The sequence below is a fragment of the Nonomuraea sp. NPDC049750 genome (assembly GCF_040659625.1).
Lineage (GTDB): Bacteria > Actinomycetota > Actinomycetes > Streptosporangiales > Streptosporangiaceae > Nonomuraea.
Genome location: NZ_JBFANB010000001.1, coordinates 794,904 through 816,098, shown reverse-complemented (window position 1 = coordinate 816,098; position 21,195 = coordinate 794,904). Strand labels below are relative to the sequence as shown.

Sequence of the window (21,195 nt, the reverse complement as noted above, 5' to 3'; positions counted from 1 at the left end):
GGCTAGGCCGGGCGCAGGGTGAACCGGTCCGGGGCCCCGTCGAAGACGCCCCCGGCCTGGTCGTCGATGCCGGTCTGCCGGATGACGTCCTTGTCGGGACGCAGGATGTCACGTACCACGAAGGCCATCATGATGGCGATCGTGAGAACCCGTCCCCATACGGCGGTGAAGTAGGTGTTGTCGCCGATGCCCAGGTCGGGACGGCTGACCGGAGACTGGGAGAGCAGATAGAGCCAGATCGCGCAGAAATACCAGATCTCGGCGACCTGCCAGAGCGCGATCGGCTTCCAGTTGGGCCTGGCCAGCACCGCGAAGGGCACCAGCCACAGGACGAACTGCGGCGACCACACCTTGTTCGTCATCATGAACGCGGCCAGCGCGAGGAAGCAGATCTGCGCCAGCCGCGGCCGGCGCGGCGCCATCAGCGTGAGGGCCGCGATGCCCAGGCACAGCAGGCCCAGCGAGACCATGCCCAGGCGGCTGACGTCGGTGTCACCCAGGATCGGCCAGCCCTTGTTCTGGAAGAACAGCCAGGGCGAGCCCCAGTCGACGCCGCGTTCCTCGGAGAAGACGTAGAACCGGCGCCAGCCGTCCCAGGCCAGCACCATGAACGGCACGTTGACCACCAGCCAGGAGCCGGCGGTCGCGCCCATCGTGACGAGGAACGGCCGCCATCGCGCGGTGCGCATGGTGAGCAGCAGGAGCGCGCCGACGAACATGATCGGGTAGAACTTCGTCGCGATCGCCAGGCCGAGCAGCACGCCGGCCAGCACCTGCCGCTGCCGGGCCCAGGCCAGCAGCATGCCCATCGACAGCGCGCCCGCGACCAGGTCCCAGTTGATGTAGGCGGCCAGGACGATCGAAGGGGCGAGCGCGTACCAGAGCGCGTCCCACCGCCTGGTCGGTCCCGCCACCGCCGCCATCAGCAGCACGCCGGCCACCAGGCAGACGCCGAGCAGGATGACGGTGATGTCGTAGAACCTGACCGCCTGGGCGACCACGTCGCGCTCCAGCCAGCGGGCGATCCAGCTGATCACCTGCATGACCTCGCCGAGGACCACCGGATATTCGACGTGCTTGTCGAAGGGCACGTCGGCGAAGTAGGGGTTCTGCGTCGCCAGCTGCCGGTCGAAGTAGAGCGGGTAGATATCGGTGTAGCAGAAGTTCTGGTACGTCGAGACCTGGTCGTTCCACCCGCCCGTGCGGCAGGGCAGCCGCACGATGTAGGCGAGCGTGGCCCCCAGGGCCGCGAACAGCCCCAGGGGAAGGTACGGCACGGCCCGGTTCATGAGCGGTGGGCGGACCTCGGTGCTCGAGTTCACCAGTCCTCGCGTCTGCTCGGCATCGGTCCGGGAACGATGACCGGGTTGGACCCCTGGCTCTGGCGGCCCCGCCCGTCGAAACCGCCGCCGTCGTCCTGCGGCTGGCCGTTCTGGTTGGGGTCGACCGTGATGATCTGGTCGGGGTCGTCGCCGGTGCACGGCGGCACGACGCCGCAGTTGGCGTTGGGGTCCTCGAGCGACGGGTCCTCAGTCGCCGTCGGCGTGGGCGTCGGGCTCGGCACGATGTTCTCGGGCTGTCCGATGTCGGCCCTGGTGGGGAACTGCTCGACCGGCTTGTTCTGGAGTGCGGCGGTCATGAACGCGCGCCAGATCGTCGTGGGCGTGTCCGCACCCTCGAAGCCCAGCGTGGTCTCCTTCGCCGTGGTGTAGGGCTTGTTGGCGTTGTACTTCTTGTCCGGTGGCCTGCCATGCGGGGTGCTGGGGCAGTTCGAGTTGATGGGTTGGACGGTCTTGCCAGTCTTTGTCAGGCATATCTCGCGATACATCCCGACCGCCGTCGAAAGCTGCGGGGTGTAACCGACGAACCAGGCTTCCTTCTCGTCGTTGTTCGTGCCGGTCTTGCCCGCCGCCGGGCGGTTGCCCAGGCCCTTGCCCTGCGCGGTGCCGCTGCGCAGCACCTCCTGCATGGCGACCGTCGCGTCGGCGGCGGCCTCGGGGCTGATCACGTTCTTGGAGGACTTCTGCTCGGGATAGGCGACCTGCTTGTTCAGCTTGATCTCCTTCACCACGTGATATTTGGTGTACTTACCGGCGTTGGCGAAGATCGAGTATCCGGCCGCCTGCTCCACGGCGGTCACCGGTGCGCTGCCGATGGCGAACCCGAAGCCGTGGTCCTTGACGTCCTGCTCCATGCGCTTCTCGCTGAACCCGGCCGCCTCGACGAGACTCTTGACGTCGTCGAGCTTGTCGGGCAGCGCGTACGCCATCGACACATAGGCGGTGTTGACGGACTGCGCGGTCGCCTTGACCACGTCGATCGAGGCGCCCACGTTGTGGCTGTTCTTGAATCCGCCGGGCTGCTGTCCAGGCAGCACCTTCGGCACCGTCACGCTGCCCGGCACATAGCTGCTGAGCGATTTCCCGGCCTTCAGCCACGCGGCCAGGACGTAGGGCTTGAACGCGGAGGCGGCCTGCTTGGCCGAGTCGAAGGGCTCGTTCCACGGATCCTTGAGGTAGTCAGTGCCTCCGTAGAAGGCCACCACGCGGCCGTTCCTGGGGTCGACGGCGGCGAGACTGGTGTGGTACTCCTTCGACTTGCCCCTCGTCGACTCCAGCACCGCGGTCTTGGCGGCCTGCATGAGTCTCTTGTCGAAGGTGGTGACGATCTCGTAGCCGCTGCTCTTGATGGCGTCCATGGTGATGCCGCGCGCCTCGAGTTCCCGGGTGACCGCCTCGAGCATGTAGCCGTTGAGACCCGCGTAGGCGCTGTCCGTGTTGGACTTCTTGATCTTGGGCCACTCCGCCGTCTTCGCTTCCGCGGCGTATTTGTCCGGCCACTGCTTGGCCATGTAGTCCAGGACGGTCTTCCAGCGGAATTTGAGCGCGGGGTCCTCGGAGCCCCAGCTCGGCGTCTGGATGTGCGCGGCGAGGTAGGCCGCCTCCGACAGGGTGAGGTTCGAGGCATGCTTCTTCGGGCCGAAATACGCCTGGGCTGCCGCCTCGACGCCATAGGCCCGGCCGAAGTTGACGGTGTTGAGGTAGGTCTTCAGGATGTCTTCTTTGGGCTTCGTCTGGTTGAGCTTGACCGCGATGAAGATCTCGCTGACCTTGCGCTTGATGGAGACTTCCGAGCTGAGGCCGCCGTAGTAACCGCGGGCCATCTGCTGGGTGATCGTCGAGGCGCCCTGCAACTGCTGACCCGTCGCGGTCATCCACAGCGAGCGGGCCATACCGGAGATGGAGATGCCGGAGTCCTCGTAGAACGTGTCGTTCTCGATGGCCACCGTGGCATCCCTGAGCTTCTCGGACATCTGCTCGTACGGGATGATTTTCCGGGGCGTGCCGAGCTTGGCGATGACCGTCTTGCCGTCTGAGTAGTAGACAGTGCTGCCCTGTGCGGTCGCTCCGGCCTGCGTGTCGTTCTCGTCGGGCACCGGGGTGTTGGCGTAGGCCACCGCGATCATGCCGAAGATGCCGGCCGCGAGGACCGTCATCGAGGCCATGACGATCTTCCAGCTGGGGATGAAGCGGCGCCATTTCGGCCGCTCGTCCTTGGGCCGCTCGGGACCCTCGGGACCACCGGGGCCGCCAGGCCCTTGAGGTCCGCCGGAGCCTCGCCCGCGCGCCCGCCTGGGCGCGTCGCTGATCATGGTCTCCTGGTTGCTGCGGGCGCGGGTGTCGTATTCGCCTTCGCCGCGCGAACGCGAACCCTCACGGCTGCCCTGGCGCCGCTGCCCCGGCTCGCGCGGCGCGGCCTCGCGCCGGCCCGGCTGGCGGGGGCCGGGACCGCCCGGACCCGGCTGCTGCTGGGGGCCTGGTTGCGGCATGCCCGGCTGCTGGGGACCCGCGTATGGCTGGGCGGCCATCGCGCCGGTCTGCTCGTACGCGGCTTCCGGCCGACGCTGAGGCTGTGCCGCCCCCCAGCCCGCTTCGCCGGTTTGCGGCGAGGTCTCTTGGGGCACAGAACGGGATGAGTTGGAGCGACGGCGCCTTCCAGGCCGACCCGTCCCCTCATTGCTGCTGTTACTCACACGTCCTCACAACGTCGTCGGATAGCACGGCGGATGGGCGTGGGGCTCCTTCGCCGTCCTCGGTCTTCTACGGTCGCCCGACGCGGTCCGGCGGTCCGTTGCCGAGGACGAACGACACCGTCAGGTGGTTCCAGGAACAACCTTGGCAGACCTCGACGACGTACACCCGGAACTCATCGTAATCATGGGCCATATCGGCGAGTTCCGACGCGACCTTTGCCTCACCGGCATGGCGCCACGGGGAATCCCCGGAGACGTAGGTCACGCTGGTGACGTTCTCCCCCTCGCACACCGGGCAGAGGTGTTCGGTCGGTTCGCCGAAGTGGCGCGCCGCGGGAAGGAGGTCTGGCTGTGCGTCACGAAAATCCCCAGGCGACGTACGCCTGGGGTGCGGGAAGTCGACCACCGCCCGCTTGGCAAGGCCGTAGTCCACCACCTTTCCCTGTGACCACATGAGCGCCAGACTACGGCGTTTTGCTGAATCCTCCCAACGCCTTGGCAAAGTCGTTAATTGCGGCGATATAGCGGCGCGACGTATCATCGGGATGTATCGGCTCGATACATCGACGTGAGAGGGGGCGGTTCCAGTGGCCAGCGGACAGGGCAGAGTGCTGGAGCTGGCCGTGCTCGGGTCGCTGCACGAGACGCCGCTACACGGCTATGAGCTGCGCAAACGGCTCAATGCCTTGCTGGGCATGTTCCGCGCCTTCTCCTACGGGTCGCTCTACCCCTGTCTGCGCTCACTGCTCGAACAGGGCCTCATCGTTGAGGAGCAGCCGGCGCCCGCCGCGATCGTCGGGGGCCGGTCGAAGATCGTCTACAAGCTGACCGCGGAGGGCAAGGAACGGCTCCAGGACCTGCTGACGCAGGCAGGGCCGTCCGCGTGGGAGGACGAGAGTTTCGGCGTCCACTTCGCGTTCTTCAGGCACACGGAGGCGGAGGTGAGACTGCGGATCCTCGAAGGCCGCCGCAGCCGCCTGGAGGAACGCCTTGACAGCGTGCGCACCGCCCTGGCCCGCACCAGGGAGCGCCTCGACAGCTACACGCTCGAACTGCAACGTCACGGGCTCGAATCGGTCGAACGCGAGGTGCGGTGGCTGAACGAGCTGATCGCGACAGAGAGACGGGGCTCCGCTGAGGAGAACCCCGAGAGATCAACTGATGAGTAAGGGAGCGAGTGCGATGGGTTCGGTTCGCGTAGCCATTGTCGGTGTTGGCAACTGCGCGGCGTCACTGGTTCAGGGCGTTCACTATTACAAGGACGCTGACCCGGCCACACGGGTGCCGGGCCTGATGCACGTGAGGTTCGGCGACTATCACGTGGGCGACGTCGAGTTCGTCGCCGCGTTCGACGTCGACGCCAAGAAGGTCGGCCGCGACCTGTCCGAGGCGATCGGCGCCAGCGAGAACAACACGATCAAGTTCGCGGACGTGCCGCCCACCGGGGTGATCGTCCAGCGCGGCCATACCTTCGACGGACTTGGCGAGTACTACCGCGAGATCATCGAAGAGTCCGACGAGTCACCGGTCGACGTCGTCCAGGTGCTCCGCGAGAGCCAGGTGGACGTCCTGGTGTCCTACCTCCCGGTGGGCTCCGAGGCGGCCGACCGGTTTTACGCCCAGTGCGCGCTGGACGCCAAGGTGGCGTTCGTCAACGCGCTGCCGGTGTTCATCGCCTCCGACCCGGAATGGGCGGAGAAGTTCACCGCGGCCGGTGTGCCGATCGTCGGCGACGACATCAAGTCGCAGGTCGGCGCCACCATCACGCACCGCGTGCTGGCCAAGCTGTTCGAGGACCGCGGGGTCGAGCTGCTGCGCACGTACCAGCTCAACGTCGGCGGCAACATGGACTTCATGAACATGCTGGAGCGCAAGCGCCTCCAGTCGAAGAAGATCTCCAAGACGCAGTCGGTCACCTCGCAGATCCCGCACGAGATGGCCAAGGCCGACGTGCACATCGGCCCGTCGGACCACGTGCCGTGGCTCGACGACCGGAAGCTGGCCTTCGTCCGGCTGGAGGGGCGCTCGTTCGGCGACACGCCGCTCACCCTGGAGTACAAGCTGGAGGTGTGGGACTCGCCCAACTCGGCGGGGATCATCATCGACGCCGTGCGCGCCGCCAAGATCGCCCTCGACCGAGGGATCGCGGGGCCGATCCTGAGCGCGTCCTCCTACTTCATGAAGTCGCCGCCGGTCCAGTACTCCGACGACGACGCGCGCGACTACGTCGAGAAGTTCATCCGCGGCGAAGTGGACAGATAGGTCCGTGGTCCGGCGCCGTGCACTCCGCGCGGCGCCCCACCAAGCCCACAAAGCCTCACAAAGCGGTACGGGCAGCGCTTCGGGCGGCCGGAGGCAGCTCCTCCGCCGAGGCCGGGCGCCAGTCCAGGGGGTTGGTGCCCAGTTCGTTCAGCATGGGGACCTGTTCGCGGCACCACGGGCTGATCGCCAGCAGGGTGCTCAGAACTCCATCCGCGAACTCCTTCCAGGGCATCCACCGGATTTCGTCAACCTCGTCCGGGTTCGGGATGGCGGAGGCGTCGACCGTCACGCGGTAGACGGGACAGAGTTCGTGTTCGACGATGCCGTTGGGCATGACCGCGCGATAGGTGAACGTCGGCAGCATGAGATCCGCCCGGTCCACCGTCAGACCGAGCTCGTAGGACAACCGGCGGCTGACCGCGTGGTCCAGGGGCTCGCCGGGTAGCGGATGGCCGCAGCAGCTGTTGGTCCACACGCCCGGCCAGGTCAGTTTGCCCGCGGCGCGCCTAGTGAGCAGGACGCGGCTGTCCTCGTCGAAGACGTAACTGGAGAACGCCAGGTGGAGCGGGGTTTCCTGGCCGTGCACCGAGCTCTTGGGAGCGGTGCCGATCGCGTTGCCGTCGCCGTCGACCAACACCACGTGTTCTTCCTTCGTCACGCTACGAAGCGTACGTGATCATGTTGGTCACTGGCGACGAATGACTGCCTGCTGTACCAACCTGTGAATCAGGCGGAAGTAGGCTGACTGCGTGTCATTCGTCGCCGATCTTCGCGTGGTCCTGAAGGGCAGGGACTTCCGACGGCTGTTCGCCACCCGGCTGGTCTCCCAGTTCTCCGACGGGGTCTTCCAGTTCGCCGTGGTCGGGTTCGCCTTCTTCAGTCCGGAGACGCAGACCACGGCTCTGCAGGTGGCGGCCGGGCTGGCCGTGCTGCTGCTGCCGTACAGCATCCTCGGCCCGTTCGTCGGCGTCTTCATCGACCGCTGGTCGCGGCGGCAGATCCTCGTCGTCGCGCCGATCGTGCGCGGCGCGCTGTTGGTCGTGGCGGCGGCGCTGGTCGCCGCCGACGTACCCGACACGGTCTTCTACGCGGCCGCGCTCGGTGTGCTCGCGGCCAACCGGTTCTTCCTGGCCGCCCTCGGCGCGTCGCTGCCGCACGTGGTGCCGGAAGATCGGCTGATGGCCGCCAACGCGGTCACGCCCACCTCGGGCACGGTTTTCACCTTCCTCGGCGCCGGGGTGGGGTTCCTGCTGCGTGAGCTGTTCGGCAGCGGCGACTTCGGCGTGGCGCTGCTGCTCGTCGTCTCGGGCGTGGTCGCCGGGATGAGCGCGCTGATCGCCCGCACGATGGAGCGCTCGCTGCTCGGCCCCTCCTTCGACCCTGAGCGGCCGCAGGCCCGCCAGGCCGTGCGCAACGTGCTCGTCGGTCTCGTCGACGGCGCCAGGCACCTGGTGGGCCACCGCACAGCAGCCGCCACGATGGGCGCGATGGCGACACACCGGTTCATGTACGGCATGGCGACCGCGCTCGGCATCATCCTCTACCGCTACTACTTCTCCGGCGGCGACTCCGAGGTGGCGCTGCGTGGGCTCAGCCTGGTCGTGGCCACCTCGGGGGTCGGCTTCTTCCTCGCGGTGATCGTCACTCCGTGGGCCACCGCGCGGTTCACGATCGAGCGATGGGTGCCGATCGCGCTGGTCGTGGCCGGCGTGCTCACGGCGGTGCTGGTCGTGCCGTTCCAGACGTGGAGCCTGCCGATCGCCGGGTTCGTGCTCGGCATCGCCGGGCAGAGCGTCAAGATCTGCGCCGACGTCACGGTCCAGCGCGACGTGGAGGACGTCTACCTGGGCCGGGCCTTCTCGATCTACGACATGCTGTTCAACGGCATGTACGTGCTGGCGGCCGCCCTGTCAGCGGCGATCCTGCCCGCCAACGGCAAGTCGTACACGGCCGTGGTGATCGTGACGGCCGGTTACCTGGCGGGCGCCCTGATCTACCGGATGATCATCCCGACGCCGCGCGCCACGGCTTCCCGCTGATCACCTGGGGCGCCGCGCCACGGCCGCCCACTGATCATCCGAGGCGCCACCCACGGCCCCCAGCTGAGATCAAGCCGGCGCCGTGTCGCCGGCCGGTGACGCACCGCTCTCCCGCGCCCATTCCAGCAGCGCCTCGGTGGCCGTTTCCTTGCCGACCATCCCCTTGTCCAGGCGGAGCTCCAGCAGGAATTTGTACGCCCGCCCGACGATCGGGCCGGGACCGACGCCGAGGATCCGCTGAATCTCGTTGCCGTCGAGCTCCGGGCGGATCTTGGCCAGCTCCTCCTCGTCGGCCAGCCGGGCGATGCGCTCCTCTAGCTGGTCGTACGTACGAGACAGCGTGGCCGCCTTGCGCTTGTTGCGCGTCGTGCAGTCGGCCCTGGTCAGCTTGTGGAGCCGGTCGAGCAGGTGACCGGCGTCGCGCACGTAGCGGCGCACCGCGCTGTCGGTCCACTCGCCCGTGCCATAGCCGTGGAAGCGCAGGTGCAGCTCCACCAGCTGCGACACGTCGGCCACCACGTCCTTGGGGAACTTGAGCTCGGTCATGCGCTTCTTGGCCATCTGCGCCCCCACCACCTCGTGGTGATGGAAGGAGACCCGGCCGCCCGCTTCGTGCCGCCGCGTCTTGGGCTTGCCGATGTCGTGCAGCAGCGCGGCCCAGCGCAGGATCCGGTCGGGCTTGCCATCGTCTTCCTGGGCGATGGCCTGGTCGAGGACGGTCAGCGTGTGCTCATAGACGTCCTTGTGCCGGTGGTGCTCGTCGATCTCCAGGCGCAGCTTGGGCAGCTCGGGCAGCACGTGCGCGGCCAGCCCGGTCTCGACCAGCAGGCGCAGGCCCTCGCGGGGGTAGGTGCCGCAGGTCAGCTTGTCGAGCTCGTCACGGATGCGCTCGGCCGAGACGATCTCGATGCGCTCGGCCATGTCGGTCATCGCCGCGAGGGCCTTGGCGTCGACCGTGAAGCCGAGCTGCGAGGCGAACCTGGCGGCGCGCAGCATGCGCAGCGGGTCGTCGTCGAAGGACTGCTCGGGCGTGCCCGGCGTGCGCAGCAGCTTGGCCGACAGGTCGGTCAGGCCGCCGTAGGGGTCGACGAACTCGTGCCCCGGCAGTCGCACGGCCATCGCGTTGACCGCGAAGTCGCGCCGCTCCAGGTCGGCCTCCAGCGTCTCGCCGTACATGACCTCCGGCTTGCGGGATTTGGGGTCGTACGACTCGCTGCGGTAAGTGGTGATCTCCAGCAGCGAGCCGCCCTTCCGCACGCCGACCGTGCCGAAGTCGATGCCGATCGTCCAGACCGAATCAGCCCAATCACGGACCATTTCCAGAACCCGTTCGGGCCGGGCATCGGTGGTCAGGTCGAGATCGTTGCCCACGCGGCCGAGCAGGATGTCGCGCACCGGGCCGCCGACGAGGGCCAGCTCGTGCCCATGCGCGGCGAACAACCGGCCGAGCTCGTCGGCCACCGGAGCGATCTTACGGAACAGGTCGGTCATGGCCCGCTGCTGGCTTTCGGTCAGATTTGAGTCGGACAAGCTGGGTAGGTCCTTTAATTCCGGAACATATCCCCCGAGCAATATCCAGTCGGGGTTACCGTCGGTCAGGGGACCGTCGGGGGCCATGGAACCAGGCCAGGAGGTCTTCTATGAAGGACGCCCTCGCGATCCACCGCTGGCTCCTCGCACACCAGGTCCATCATGAGATCGTACGCCTTCCGCGCCCCATGACTTGCGTGGACGAGTTGCCCGAGGCGGTCTCCGCCGCGCCCGGGCGGTGCGTGGCGGTCACGGTGTTCGAGGTCGCCACGAGAATCGGCCGCGAGGTCGTCGTCGCCGTCGTCTCCGCCGTCTCGCACCCACCGCAGGCCGGGGCCGTCTGCGGCGCGCTCGGCGTGCGGCAGGTACGCCTCGCCCCCGACTTTCTGGTCAATTCCGCCACCGACTACGCGGCCGGGCTCGTCAGCCCGTTGCTGCTGCCCGAGGGCCTGGCCGTGGCGGTGGACGACCGCCTCCGCGCCGATGCCGACACGATCTTCACGGCCACCGGGGAACGCCACACGGCCCTCTCCATGCGCGCCCTTGACCTGCTGACACTCCTGCCCGGCAAGAGCGTGAACCTGCGGATCCCGAGGCCCAGAGGATCCCGCCAGGCGGTCGCGATACGGCACTGAGCCCGTACCATTGCGGGCGTGCGTCGTACTCCAGCTCGGGCGGACGCGTGATCCGTAAGGTCTCGCTGCTCGCCGTACTGTCCGCCGCGTTGCTCGCGCCCATGGCCGCGACGACGCCGAGTACTGCTGCCACGAAGACGCCGGGCACGGCCGCCGGGAAGGCGAGCAGGCAGTCGATGGACGTGTCGATCACCTCCATCACGCCCGATGTGCCGACGAGCCAGACCACGCAGATCAAGATCGCCGGAGTGGTCCGCAACGACACGGGCGAGGCGATGACCAGCCTGCGGGTCCAGCTGCGTTACCAGGCGCAGAAGTTTCCCGACCGGGCCACCATGTCCGCCTACCAGACCGACCAGAACACGGCGACCCTGCCTTCTCAGGTCTCTACGCGCGTCTCCTTCATGGACATCCCGGCGCTGGAGGCGGGTGCCTCCAAGACCTTCGAGCTCCTGGCGACACCCGTGCAGCTCGGGCTGCCGTCGTTCGGCGTCTATCCGATCGCGGTCGACGTGGCCCGCTTCAACGTGCCGCTCGTCTCGCAGCGCACCTACCTGACGTACGCGCCGCCGACCCCGCAGAAACTGCCGCGCAACCGGCTGGCCATCGCGCTGCCCATCATCGACCAGACGCATCGCGCCGAGAACGACAACTTCGTCGATGACAAGCTGGGCGCGCAGCTGACCGGCAAGGGCCGGCTCGCCGAGCTGGCCGGCATCGCCGCCACGGCGCACAAGAGCGTCACCTGGTTCGTGGACCCCGCGCTCCTCGACGACGTGCAGGCTCTGTCCCGCAAGCACCGGCTCAAGGGCAAGGACCAGGCCGCCGACCCCAACGCCGCGCAGTGGCTCAACTCGCTGCGCACCGCGCTGGCCTCCTCCCCGGTCGTGGCCACGCCGTACGCCGATCCCGACGTCGCCGCGCTCGCCCACCAGGGGCTGGACGGCCAGACCGCCACGGCCATCGCGATGGGCGGCCAGGTCGCCACGGAGCTGCTCAAGCGCGACGTGTCGCTGACGACGAACTGGCCGGTCGCGGGCGTGCTCGATCCCGACGCGCTCGACCTGCTCAACGTCTCCAAGGTCGACCGGGTCCTGCTCAACTCGACGAACCTGCCGCCGCAGCCGCCGGTCGCGTTCACACCCGACGCCGTCACCACGCTCGACAGCGTCGAGGGGCCGGTCACCGCGCTGGTCGCCGACGCGGAGCTCACGCGCACCTTCGAGCCCGACTCCACCGCGCCGGGCTCGATCTTCCTGAGCAAGCAGCGCTTCATCGCCGAGACCGCGATGATCGCCGCCGAGCCTGGCCAGACCAATCCCCGGTCGCTGGTCATCGCGCCCTCGCGCCGCTGGGACCCGAACCCGAAGCTGGTCAACAGCCTGCTCAAGACCGCGAACCGGCTGCCGTGGCTGACGCTGACCAAGCTCGACTCGCTCAAGCCGAGCAAGGCGTCCGTGCCCAGGGCCGCGCTCACCTACACCGACCAGGACCGCAAGGACGAGCTCAGTGCCAAATACCTCGCCCCGCTCAAGAAAGTCGCCGAGAAGGCACAGCTCACCGCCCTGATCGCGGCCGAGCCCAAGACGCACTCCGACTTCGACGCCGCGGTACTCAGGCTGGCCTCCTCGTCCTGGCGCAACAACACGCGCGCGGGCCGCGCGGCCACCAAGCTGGTCGACGGGGCCGTCCAAACCCAGATGAACAAGATCTCGATCACCGGGGCCGCCCCCGACCAGCTGCGCCAGCTGGCCGGGAGCAACGGCCAGGTGCCCATCAGCGTGAAGAATTCGATCGGTGAGACGATCGCTCTCTACATCGACGTAAAGAGCAACAACCCCGGTGTCCTCCAGATCGACCCCACGCCGTCCAAGAAGCTGCTGACGATCTTCAACGATCAGAACGGCGGCGTCCAGGTGCCGATGAGCGCGACGACCAGCGGTGACGCCACGGTGAGCGTCCAGCTGATGACCAGGAACGGTCTGCCGTACGGCAAGCCGGTCAAGCTGACGATCCGCACCACCGGATACACGGGGATCGCCCTGGTCATCGTCGGGGCGGCGCTGGCGGTCATGCTCGCCGCGGTCGTGACACGGGTGCTTCGGCGCAGATCGCAGCGACGGCTCGCTCGGGCCGCCAAGAGCCGGGAGAGTGAGACCGTATGAGCCGCATGTTGCGGGCCAGCGCCATCATGGCGGCGGGCACGATGGTGTCCAGGGTCACGGGATTCGTGCGGACGATGGTGCTCGCCTCGGCGATCGGCACCTTGGCCATGGGTGACGCCTACAACGCCGCGTACGCGATTCCGTACAGCATTCTCGACCTGCTGCTGCTCGGCGTGCTCAGCAGCGTCGTGGTGCCGATGATCGTCAAGGCGCAGCAGCGCGACTACGACGGCGGCCGGGCCTATGAGCAGCGCCTCATGACGCTGGCCACGGCCGCGCTGCTGGTCGTCGCCGTGCTCGCCGTGCTGGCGGCCCCGCTGCTCATCGACCTCTACACCACCGACTGGCTGCCCGGCAGCCGCAAGTTCGAGGTCGCGGTGCTGCTCGCCCGGTTCATCCTGCCGCAACTGGCCTTCTTCGGCGTCGGCGCGGTGGCCGGGGCCATTCTCAACACGCGTGACCGCTACGCGGCTCCCATGTGGGCGCCGGTGATCAACAACCTCGTGGTCATCTGTGTGCTCGTGCTCTACATGGTGGTGGCCGGCCAGACAGGCGGCGACATCGCGCTGGTCACCAACGGCCAGATCGCGCTGCTCGGCCTGGGCACCACGGCGGGCATCGTGGCGCAGGCCGCCGTGCTGATCGTCGCGCTCAAGCGGATCGGGTTCTCCTTCGTCCCGCGCTTCGACGTGCGCAACGCGCGGCTCGGCGAGATGGGCCGGGCCGGGATCTGGACCATCGGTTACGTGGTGGTCACGCAGCTCGGCTTCATGCTGACGACCAACCTGTCCAGCGCGGCGGGCGACGCGGTGCCCGGCCACGGCATCAGCCCGTACACGCTGGCCTTTCAGCTCTTCCAGCTGCCCTACGGCGTCATCGGCGTCTCGGTGATCACGGCCATGCTGCCCAGGATGAGCCGGGCGGTCGAGGCCGGGCAGCTCGGCGAGGTCCGCACTGAGTTCGGGTCGAGCGTGCGGCTGATCAGCTCGGTGATGGTCCCGGTGTCGCTGCTGCTGATGGTGCTCGGCCCGGCGATCACCGTGCCGTTGTACGCCCACGGCGTCACCTCGGCCGACGCGGCCGTCTACATCGGCAACGTGCTGCAGGTCTACGGCCTGGCGCTGGTGCCGTTCTCGATCTTCCAATTGCTGCTGCGGGTCTTCTACAGCTTCGGCGACACCCGGACGCCCGTTTACGTCGGCGCGGCGACGACGGCGGTCAACGCGCTGCTGATGGTAGTCTTCAACGTCCTGCTACCGGCTCGGTACGCGGTGATGGGGTTGGCCTTCGCCTATGCCGTCGCCTACACCATCGGGGCCGGCGGCGCCTGGATTCTCGCCGCCCGCCGGGTCAAGGGACTGGGCGGCTGGAAGATCGGGATGGCTCTGACGAGAATGTACCTGTCCGCACTGCCCGCGGCGGCACTGGCGCTGGTGGCCGTCTGGGCGGTTCAGGATGTGTTCGGCGGGCTCACCTTCCTCAACTCGGTGATCGCCTTGGCCGTGGGCGGCGGTCTGGGCATGCTGTTGTATCTGGGAGTCGCCCATCGCATGCGCATCCCGGAGATCAACTCGATCGTTGGGATGGTTGCCGGGCGGGTAGGCAGGTAAGGAACGCGGGTGGAACCGGCGCGGCACTAGCATGGTGCCGACACGGCGCGAATGGAAGCAGGAGGGGCGTGGGCGGATCCACCCGGCATAGCGTGCCTACGTGGTACACCCCCACGCAGGTGAGTCGAGTCATGAGCACCCCCGAGCGGCCGAGCGGAGTCAGTCAGTGAGCACGTCGTCGGTCGAACCCGGCACCCGTCTCGCCGAACGCTTCCGGCTGGAGGACCGGGTGACCGAGTCCGATGGAGCCACCCTGTGGAAGGCCATCGACGAGATCCTCGCCCGCCCCGTCGCGGTCCACACCTTCTCCCCTGACTTTCCCCGCGTCCACGAGGTGGTCACGGCCGCCCGCGCCGCCAGCAGACTCACCGATCCGCGCCTGACGCAGGTGTTCGACGCCGCCGAGCACGACGATCATTCGTACGTGGTCAGCGAGTGGGTCACCGGCGACACCCTGTCCGACCTGCTCGCGGCCGGCCCGCTGGAGCCGGAGCGAGCCGCCGGCCTGGTCGCCGAGGCGGCCGAGGCGCTGACCCACGCGCATGAGGCCGACCTCTACCATTTGTGCCTGCGCCCCGCGCACCTGGTGTGGACGACCGGCAACACGGTCAAGGTGCTCGGCGTCGCGGTCGACGCCGCCCTGTCCGGCCTCACCACCGACCAGCCCGCCCTCGACGACGCCGAAGGGCTGGGCCGCCTGCTGTACGCGGGGCTGTCCGGCCACTGGCCGGGCGACGAGGAAGAGGGCGGCCTGCCCACGGCGCCGATGATCGACGGGCACTTCTGCACACCCCGCCAGGTGACCGCCGGAGTGCCCGGATATCTCGACGCGGTCACCATCAGGTCCTGCCTGCCCGAGTCCCGCAAGGGGCAGGCCGCCCTGTCCAGCCCGTCCGAGATCGCCGACGCGCTCGCCAACGTGGCCCGGCCCATGCCGATCCCGATCGCCTATCCCCAGACGCCGGCGGTGCAGTCGCTCTCGCACTCCGAGGGCATCGAGACCGAGCGGCGCCCGCCGCGCCCGCCGCTACCGACGCAGCCCAGGCCCATGCCGCCCCGCGCTCCCAGCGGCGGCAGCATGCTCAACCGGGTGCTGATGACCGTCGTGGTGCTGCTCGTCATCGCCGCGGTCGGCGTCGGGGCCTGGACGATCGGCCGCAGCCTGGGCAGTCCGAACTCCCCGCAGGCGGAGACCTCCCCGAGCACCTCGGCCTCCGCGTCGGCGCAGCCGATGGTCGTCGTGAAGCCGGAGAAGGCGACCGGCTTCGATCCGCTCGCCGACCGGGATGAGAAGAACGAGATGGCGCCGCTCGCCATCGACGGCAAGCCCAGCACGCTCTGGAAAACGGAGAACTACAACAGCGCCGACCTGGGCAACCTCAAGGCCGGGGTGGGATTGCTGCTCGATATGGGCAAGAGCATGCCCATCGGCGACGTGGTGGCTACGCTGGCCGATGCATCGGGCGCGAGCGTCGAGCTGAAGGTCGGCGATTCGCCCGAGCTGGGCTCGCTGAAGACCGTCGCCAAGGAGAAGAACGGGTCCGGAAAGATCACCTTGAAGCCTGATCAAGCCGCAAGCGGCAGGTACGTTTTGATCTGGTTTACCCGTCTTCCGGCAGATGCGGGCAAGTTTCATGGCACCATCTATGAAGTAGTGGTGCATTCTCCCGGATCGGCATAACCCAGGAATCCCTCTTGTGAACTCCCCACCCGAGCCACCCTCCTCCGCGGAGCGGCCCGCCGTCACCGACGCCGAGCTGCTGACCGCGCACATCAACGGGGATCCTCACGCCTTCAGCGAGATCGTCAAGAGACACCGTGACCGCATGTGGGCCGTGGCCCTGCGCACGCTGGGCGATCCCGACGAAGCGGCCGACGCGGTGCAGGACGCCTTCGTCTCCGCCTACCGGAAGGCGAGCACGTTCCGCGGCGAGGCCGCGGTCACGACCTGGCTGCACCGGATCGTGGTGAACGCCTGCCTCGACCGGATGCGCCGCAAGTCCGTCAGACCGGTGGCCGATGACGAGCTCATCGAGGCCGCCGAGCGTGACACGCCGATGCCCGACCAGACGGGTGAGCGTGAGGTTTCGATGGAGGTTTCGGCCGCGCTGAAACTGCTTCCGACCGACCAGCGCGCCGCGCTGGTGCTCGTCGACATGATGGGCTATTCGGTCGAAGACGCAGCTCAGGTGCTTCAAGTGCCCAGCGGGACGGTGAAGAGCCGGTGCGCGCGGGGGCGCGCGAAACTTGCCCCAATTCTTTCGCATCTGCGGAACCGATCGGACCTCAGTCGCGTCTCATCCGCGAAGGGAGCAGAACTTCGTGACGGGTGATACGCACTACGATCTGGAAATCCTGGCCGAGTTGGCCGAGGGTCTCCTAGACGCTGGCACGGCCCGCCAGGTCCGCGAGCATCTCGCGGTATGCGACCCCTGTGGGGAGCTACTGGCCGACCTGGCAGCGGTTCGCGAGGTGCTCGCGGCGACTCCGACACCGGCCATGCCGATGGGAGTCGCACTGCGCATCGACAAGGCGCTGGCCGCCGAGGCGGGATCCGCGCGCGGGGGTGGTGTCGGACTGGCGGAACCCCCCAACTGGGATGAGCTCATGCGGGACTCCCCGTGGGAGCAATCCCCGCGGGAGCCGGAGCCGGTACGCCTCGGGGTGGTCTCCGACGACGGCACCATCGTCCCTGCCAAGCACACGGCCGCACGACGGCGCCGATGGGCGATGCCCGCGGTCGCCGCTGCTGCCGCGGCGGCTGTGGTGGGCACCGCGGTGCTCTCCACCAACCTGCTCGCGGGTGGTGGTGGTGGAGGCACCATCGCCAGTGGGCATCAGCTGCAGACCGGTCAGGCGTCGTCGCCGCCGCCCAAGGCCGATGTGCGGGCCAGGGCGTACGCGCTGACCGACAGCGGGCACAACTACAGCGAACAGGAGCTGCGGCAGCCGCTCGAAGGCATCTTCGGGCCCGCGCCCATAGCGGTTGGCGGTTCCTCGGATATCGACGTGGTCGACAAGTGCGTCAGCCGGGTGTCCAACCGTACGAAGCTCAAGGTGTTCGCGGTCGACCAGGGCCAGTTCAACGGGTCGGAGGCCATCATCATGACCTCCTGGAAGAACAAGGCGGCCAAGACGCTCCGCGTCGACATCGTCGATCCGTTCAACTGCAAGAGCCTGCGTAAGCCCATGGTGGGGCGCTGGTAGTTCGGTGATCCCTTAATTGCCCACGTCAGAGCCCGCTTCGGCGGGCTCTTTCGCTTTGGGCGTGCGTTGAGGACGGGGCCGGGAATCACGGCGGCCTAGGATCTGTTGAGGCGACAGGCAAGAGCAGACTAGGAAGGCGTGAGAGCGTTGAGCGACGTGCGTAACGTGATCATCATTGGATCCGGCCCCGCTGGATACACGGCGGCCGTCTACTCCGCGCGCGCCGAGCTCAAGCCGCTGGTCTTCGAGGGCTCGGTGACGGCGGGCGGCGCGCTGATGAACACCACCGATGTCGAGAACTTCCCCGGTTTCCCCGACGGCATCATGGGCCCCGATCTGATGGACAACCTGCGTAAGCAGGCCGAGCGGTTCGGCGCCGAGCTGGTCGCGGACGACGTACTCGAAGTGGACCTTGAGGCCAACCCCAAGGTGATCAAGACCCACAGCGAGACCTACTACGCCAAGTCGGTCATCCTGGCGATGGGCTCCGGCTACCGCGAGCTGGGCCTGCCCAACGAGAAGCGCCTGTCCGGGCGGGGCGTCTCCTGGTGTGCCACCTGTGACGGCTTCTTCTTCCGCAACAAGGACATCGTGGTCGTCGGCGGTGGTGACACCGCGATGGAGGAGGCCACGTTCCTGACCCGCTTCGGCCGCATGGTCACTGTCGTGCACCGCCGTGACGAACTGCGCGCCAGCAAGATCATGCAGGAGCGGGCGTTCGCGAACGACAAGATCCGCTTCATCTGGGACAGCGAGGTCGTCGACGTCCTCGGCACCGACAAGGTCGAGGCCGTCAAGCTGCGCAACCTCAAGACCGGTGAGGAATGCGAGCTGGCCACCGACGCGCTGTTCCTGGCGATCGGCCACGACCCGCGCAGCGACCTGGTCAAGGGCCAGATCGACCTCGACGACGACGGCTACGTCAAGGTCGAGGCGCCCAGCACGGCGACCAACATCGACGGCGTCTTCGCCGCGGGCGACGTCGTCGACCACATCTACCGGCAGGCCATCACCGCGGCCGGCACCGGCTGCTCGGCGTCACTCGACTCCGAGCGCTGGCTGGCCTCGAACGAAAACTAAGGAGCGCACCGTGAAGGCAGTAACCGACGCCACCTTCGAGGCTGAGGTCCTCAAGAGCGACAAGCCCGTGCTCGTTGACTTCTGGGCCGAGTGGTGCGGCCCATGCCGTCAGGTATCGCCCATCCTCGAGGAGATCGCCAAGGAGCACGGCGACAAGCTGGAGATCGTCAAGCTCAACATCGACGAGAACCCGGATGTCCCGCGCGACTACGGTGTGCTCCAGATCCCCACCCTGAACGTCTATAAGGGTGGAGAGGTCGTGAAGCAGATCATCGGCGCCAAGCCGAAGGCCATGCTGCTGCGCGAGCTCGAGGGCATCATCTGACGACGCCCGCAGCGTTTCAGTTGGAAGCCCCCTGGCGATGGTTCGCTCAGGGGGCTTCTGCCTGTTCGCCTTTGGCGTCCTTGAGACGGCGTCAGACGGGACGAAGGGCGCGTTCCGGGCTCATGGAGCCAAGTAGGCGCTCCAGGGCCACCTCGACGTCCTCGCGCCACGAGACGGCCGTCTTCAGCTCCAGCCGGAGCCGGGGGAAGCGCAGATGCGGGCGTACCGTCTTGAAGCCCACGGAAAGCAGATAGTCGGCCGGGACCACGCAGCTCGGCTCCTCCCACTTGAGGTCGCCGAACGCCTCGATGGCTTTCACGCCCCGTCGCGTCAGGTCCTTGGCCACGCCCTGGATCAGCATCCGGCCCAGGCCGCCGCCCGAGAACTCCGGAATGATGTGCGCGGTCATCAGCAGCACCGCGTCGGCGCTGACCGGCGAGGTGGGGAAGGCCACCGAGCGGGGGCTGTAGAGCGGCGGGCTGTAGATGACGAATCCGGCGGGCACCCCGTCGACGTACACGATCTTGCCGCAGCTGCCCCATTCGAGCAGCGTGCCGGAGATCCATGCCTCTTTCTCCAGCTCTGGACCACCGGAGTCGATCGCGCGCTCCCCGCTGACCGGGTCGAGCTCCCAAAAGACGCACCGCCGACAGCGGCGCGGCAGATCATCCAGATTGTCCAGGGTTATGTTGACCAGCCGACGCGACAACTACGGCCCCAATCGTTGACCCGGAAAAGCGCGCGAAAAACGCGTCCCCAGCTGGCATCGTAGCCCAGTGACGTCCCGCCATCGGGTACCACGACGGTCGAGCCCGGTCACAGCCGACATGTCCGACTGCCGTAATCTGGTAGTTCAGCGACAAATGACACCAAGGAGGTGGACCGTGACAGGAGAGCTGGATCACGGTCAGACGCCCGCGACCCAAGGGTCGCGCATCGATGCCTACGTCGATCGGTACGCCGCGCGAGCTACCGGGATGGTCGCCTCCGAGATCCGAGCTCTTTTCGCCGTCGCGTCGAGGCCCGAGGTGGTCTCGCTCGCCGGCGGCATGCCGTACGTCACGGCCCTCCCCCTCGACATGGTCGGCGAGCTGGTGTCCGATCTGGTCACCAGGCGCGGTCCCGTCGCGCTGCAGTACGGCTCCGGCCAGGGCGATCCGCACCTGCGCGAGCAGATCTGCGACGTGATGCGGCTGGAGGGGATTCAGGCCGGGGCGAACGACGTGGTCGTCACCGTAGGTTCGCAGCAAGCGCTTGACCTGGTCACCCGGATCTTCATCGACCCGGGTGACGTGGTGCTGGCCGAAGGTCCGTCGTACGTGGGCGCCCTCGGCACTTTCGCCGCATACCAGGCCAAAGTGGTGCATATCGCCATGGACGATCAGGGCATCATTCCCGAGTCTCTCGCGCAGACCATCTACGCGCTGGAGACCGCGGGCGCCCCGATCAAGTTCCTCTACACGATCCCGACCTTCCACAACCCCGCCGGTGTCACCCTGAACCTGGCGCGGCGGCAGCAGGTGCTCGACATCTGCCAGCGGGCCGGTGTCCTGATCATCGAGGACAACCCGTACGGGCTGCTCGGCTTCGACGGCGAGCCCATGCGCGCGCTGCGGGCGGACAATCCCGACGGCGTGGTCTATCTCGGGTCGTTCTCCAAGACGCTCGCCCCTGGATTCCGGGTCGGCTGGGCGCTGGCGCCGCACGCCGTCCGCGACAAGCTCGTGCTGGCCATGGAGTCGGCCGTACTGTCGCACTCGTCCTTCACCCAGCTGGCCGTGGGCCAGTACCTCGCCACGCAGCCGTGGCAGGAGCAGATCAAAACGTTCAGGGAGCTCTATCGCGAGCGACGTGACACGCTGCTCGACGCGCTCTCGGCGCTCATGCCCCCCGAGGTCACCTGGACACGACCGGCCGGGGGCTTCTTCGTGTGGGCGACGCTGCCGGAGGGCCTGGACTCGAAGGCCATCCTGCCGCGAGCGGTGGCGGAGCGGGTGGCGTTCGTGCCGGGGACCGGGTTCTTCTCCGATGGGAGCGGGGCTCGGCAGATGCGGCTGTCCTACTGCTTCCCTGAGCCGGACCGGATTCGGGAAGGGGTTCGGCGGTTGGCTGGGGTGATCGAGCAGGAGATCCAGCTGCGGGACACGTTCGGGACGGGGTCGGCCCGGGGGCATGCGGGCGTGGACACGCCCGGGCCTGACCTAGCCTGACCCTCTTTTCGCCTGATCCTCTTCTCGCCTGCCGGCGTCTCGCTTGAGACGCCGGCTCTTCCCTCGCAGTGCATATCTATGCATTCCGTTGGTCATGGC

18 protein-coding genes are annotated in these 21,195 nt (G+C 67.8%); 12 read left to right on the top strand and 6 right to left on the bottom strand.

Annotation, left to right across the window (positions count from 1 at the left end):
* Positions 1-2: 2 nt before the first annotated feature.
* The 3 genes from AB0J16_RS03905 to AB0J16_RS03895 form a co-directional block, all read right to left on the bottom strand.
* Positions 3-1,322, bottom strand: a complete 1,320-nt coding sequence (locus AB0J16_RS03905; protein WP_358534384.1) for a glycosyltransferase 87 family protein — start codon at positions 1,320-1,322, stop codon at positions 3-5.
* Positions 1,319-3,868: a transglycosylase domain-containing protein gene (locus AB0J16_RS03900; RefSeq protein WP_358534382.1), complete on the bottom strand. Its 2,550-nt coding sequence runs from the start codon at positions 3,866-3,868 to the stop codon at positions 1,319-1,321. The genes AB0J16_RS03905 and AB0J16_RS03900 overlap by 4 nt, the downstream gene beginning before the upstream one ends.
* A 232-nt stretch (positions 3,869-4,100) precedes the next feature.
* The gene (locus AB0J16_RS03895; RefSeq protein ID WP_358534380.1) at positions 4,101-4,487 is read right to left on the bottom strand and encodes a DUF5318 family protein; all 387 of its coding nucleotides are present in this window, start codon (positions 4,485-4,487) and stop codon (positions 4,101-4,103) included.
* Between the two features lie 133 nt (positions 4,488-4,620).
* Here AB0J16_RS03895 and AB0J16_RS03890 point away from each other — a divergent pair, with 133 nt between their 5' ends.
* Positions 4,621-5,202 carry a PadR family transcriptional regulator gene (locus AB0J16_RS03890; protein WP_358534378.1) on the top strand — a complete coding sequence of 194 codons (582 nt, stop codon included), beginning with the start codon at positions 4,621-4,623 and terminating at the stop codon, positions 5,200-5,202.
* Positions 5,203-5,215: 13 nt separating this feature from the next.
* Positions 5,216-6,295 (top strand): inositol-3-phosphate synthase, encoded by a 1,080-nt coding sequence (locus tag AB0J16_RS03885; RefSeq protein WP_358534376.1) that lies wholly within the window; start codon positions 5,216-5,218, stop codon positions 6,293-6,295.
* A gap of 55 nt (positions 6,296-6,350) precedes the next feature.
* Here the strand turns inward: AB0J16_RS03885 and idi are convergent, their stop codons facing one another.
* Positions 6,351-6,953, bottom strand: a complete 603-nt coding sequence (gene idi, locus AB0J16_RS03880; RefSeq protein WP_358534374.1) for an isopentenyl-diphosphate Delta-isomerase — start codon at positions 6,951-6,953, stop codon at positions 6,351-6,353.
* A gap of 91 nt (positions 6,954-7,044) precedes the next feature.
* Between idi and AB0J16_RS03875 the strand changes: the two genes are divergently transcribed.
* Complete coding sequence (locus AB0J16_RS03875) at positions 7,045-8,334, top strand: MFS transporter (protein WP_358534372.1); 1,290 nt, start codon at positions 7,045-7,047, stop codon at positions 8,332-8,334.
* Positions 8,335-8,403: 69 nt separating this feature from the next.
* Here the strand turns inward: AB0J16_RS03875 and AB0J16_RS03870 are convergent, their stop codons facing one another.
* On the bottom strand, positions 8,404-9,825 hold the full coding sequence (locus tag AB0J16_RS03870) for a CCA tRNA nucleotidyltransferase (RefSeq protein WP_358534830.1): 1,422 nt from the start codon (positions 9,823-9,825) through the stop codon (positions 8,404-8,406).
* A gap of 149 nt (positions 9,826-9,974) precedes the next feature.
* Between AB0J16_RS03870 and AB0J16_RS03865 the strand changes: the two genes are divergently transcribed.
* The 8 genes from AB0J16_RS03865 to trxA all read left to right on the top strand — a co-directional run bounded on the left by AB0J16_RS03865 (position 9,975) and on the right by trxA (position 18,886).
* Entirely contained in the window at positions 9,975-10,499 is a 525-nt protein-coding gene (locus AB0J16_RS03865; protein WP_358534370.1) for a YbaK/EbsC family protein, read from the top strand.
* A gap of 47 nt (positions 10,500-10,546) precedes the next feature.
* Positions 10,547-12,664 (top strand): DUF6049 family protein, encoded by a 2,118-nt coding sequence (locus AB0J16_RS03860; protein ID WP_358534368.1) that lies wholly within the window; start codon positions 10,547-10,549, stop codon positions 12,662-12,664.
* Positions 12,661-14,274 carry a murein biosynthesis integral membrane protein MurJ gene (gene murJ, locus AB0J16_RS03855; protein WP_358534366.1) on the top strand — a complete coding sequence of 538 codons (1,614 nt, stop codon included), beginning with the start codon at positions 12,661-12,663 and terminating at the stop codon, positions 14,272-14,274. The genes AB0J16_RS03860 and murJ overlap by 4 nt, the downstream gene beginning before the upstream one ends.
* A gap of 166 nt (positions 14,275-14,440) precedes the next feature.
* Positions 14,441-15,955, top strand: a complete 1,515-nt coding sequence (locus AB0J16_RS03850) for a protein kinase family protein (protein WP_358534364.1) — start codon at positions 14,441-14,443, stop codon at positions 15,953-15,955.
* Positions 15,956-15,971: 16 nt separating this feature from the next.
* On the top strand, positions 15,972-16,607 hold the full coding sequence (sigM, locus tag AB0J16_RS03845) for an RNA polymerase sigma factor SigM (RefSeq protein ID WP_358534362.1): 636 nt from the start codon (positions 15,972-15,974) through the stop codon (positions 16,605-16,607).
* A complete protein-coding gene (locus AB0J16_RS03840) occupies positions 16,597-17,481 on the top strand; it encodes a zf-HC2 domain-containing protein (protein ID WP_358534360.1) in 885 nt (294 codons plus the stop codon). The genes sigM and AB0J16_RS03840 overlap by 11 nt, the downstream gene beginning before the upstream one ends.
* Positions 17,482-17,628: 147 nt before the next feature.
* Complete coding sequence (gene trxB / locus AB0J16_RS03835) at positions 17,629-18,561, top strand: thioredoxin-disulfide reductase (protein ID WP_358534828.1); 933 nt, start codon at positions 17,629-17,631, stop codon at positions 18,559-18,561.
* Positions 18,562-18,571: 10 nt separating this feature from the next.
* Complete coding sequence (gene trxA, locus AB0J16_RS03830; RefSeq protein ID WP_225300927.1) at positions 18,572-18,886, top strand: thioredoxin; 315 nt, start codon at positions 18,572-18,574, stop codon at positions 18,884-18,886.
* Positions 18,887-18,977: 91 nt separating this feature from the next.
* Here the strand turns inward: trxA and AB0J16_RS03825 are convergent, their stop codons facing one another.
* Positions 18,978-19,595, bottom strand: a complete 618-nt coding sequence (locus AB0J16_RS03825; protein ID WP_358534358.1) for a GNAT family N-acetyltransferase — start codon at positions 19,593-19,595, stop codon at positions 18,978-18,980.
* A 268-nt stretch (positions 19,596-19,863) separates the two neighbouring features.
* Here AB0J16_RS03825 and AB0J16_RS03820 point away from each other — a divergent pair, with 268 nt between their 5' ends.
* On the top strand, positions 19,864-21,096 hold the full coding sequence (locus tag AB0J16_RS03820) for a PLP-dependent aminotransferase family protein (RefSeq protein WP_357939724.1): 1,233 nt from the start codon (positions 19,864-19,866) through the stop codon (positions 21,094-21,096).
* The last annotated feature ends 99 nt before the right edge of the window (positions 21,097-21,195 follow it).

Bases quoted from the DNA above. Each gene is read 5' to 3' on its own strand.
- murJ (WP_358534366.1), top strand. From the start codon at position 12,661: ATGAGCCGCATGTTGCGGGCCAGCGCCATCATGGCGGCGGGCACGATG.
- AB0J16_RS03870 (WP_358534830.1), bottom strand. From the start codon at position 9,825: ATGACCGACCTGTTCCGTAAGATCGCTCCGGTGGCCGACGAGCTCGGC.
- AB0J16_RS03895 (WP_358534380.1), bottom strand. From the start codon at position 4,487: ATGTGGTCACAGGGAAAGGTGGTGGACTACGGCCTTGCCAAGCGGGCG.
- AB0J16_RS03865 (WP_358534370.1), top strand. From the start codon at position 9,975: ATGAAGGACGCCCTCGCGATCCACCGCTGGCTCCTCGCACACCAGGTC.
- AB0J16_RS03820 (WP_357939724.1), top strand. From the start codon at position 19,864: ATGGTCGCCTCCGAGATCCGAGCTCTTTTCGCCGTCGCGTCGAGGCCC.
- AB0J16_RS03900 (WP_358534382.1), bottom strand. From the start codon at position 3,868: ATGGCCGCCCAGCCATACGCGGGTCCCCAGCAGCCGGGCATGCCGCAA.
- AB0J16_RS03885 (WP_358534376.1), top strand. From the start codon at position 5,216: ATGGGTTCGGTTCGCGTAGCCATTGTCGGTGTTGGCAACTGCGCGGCG.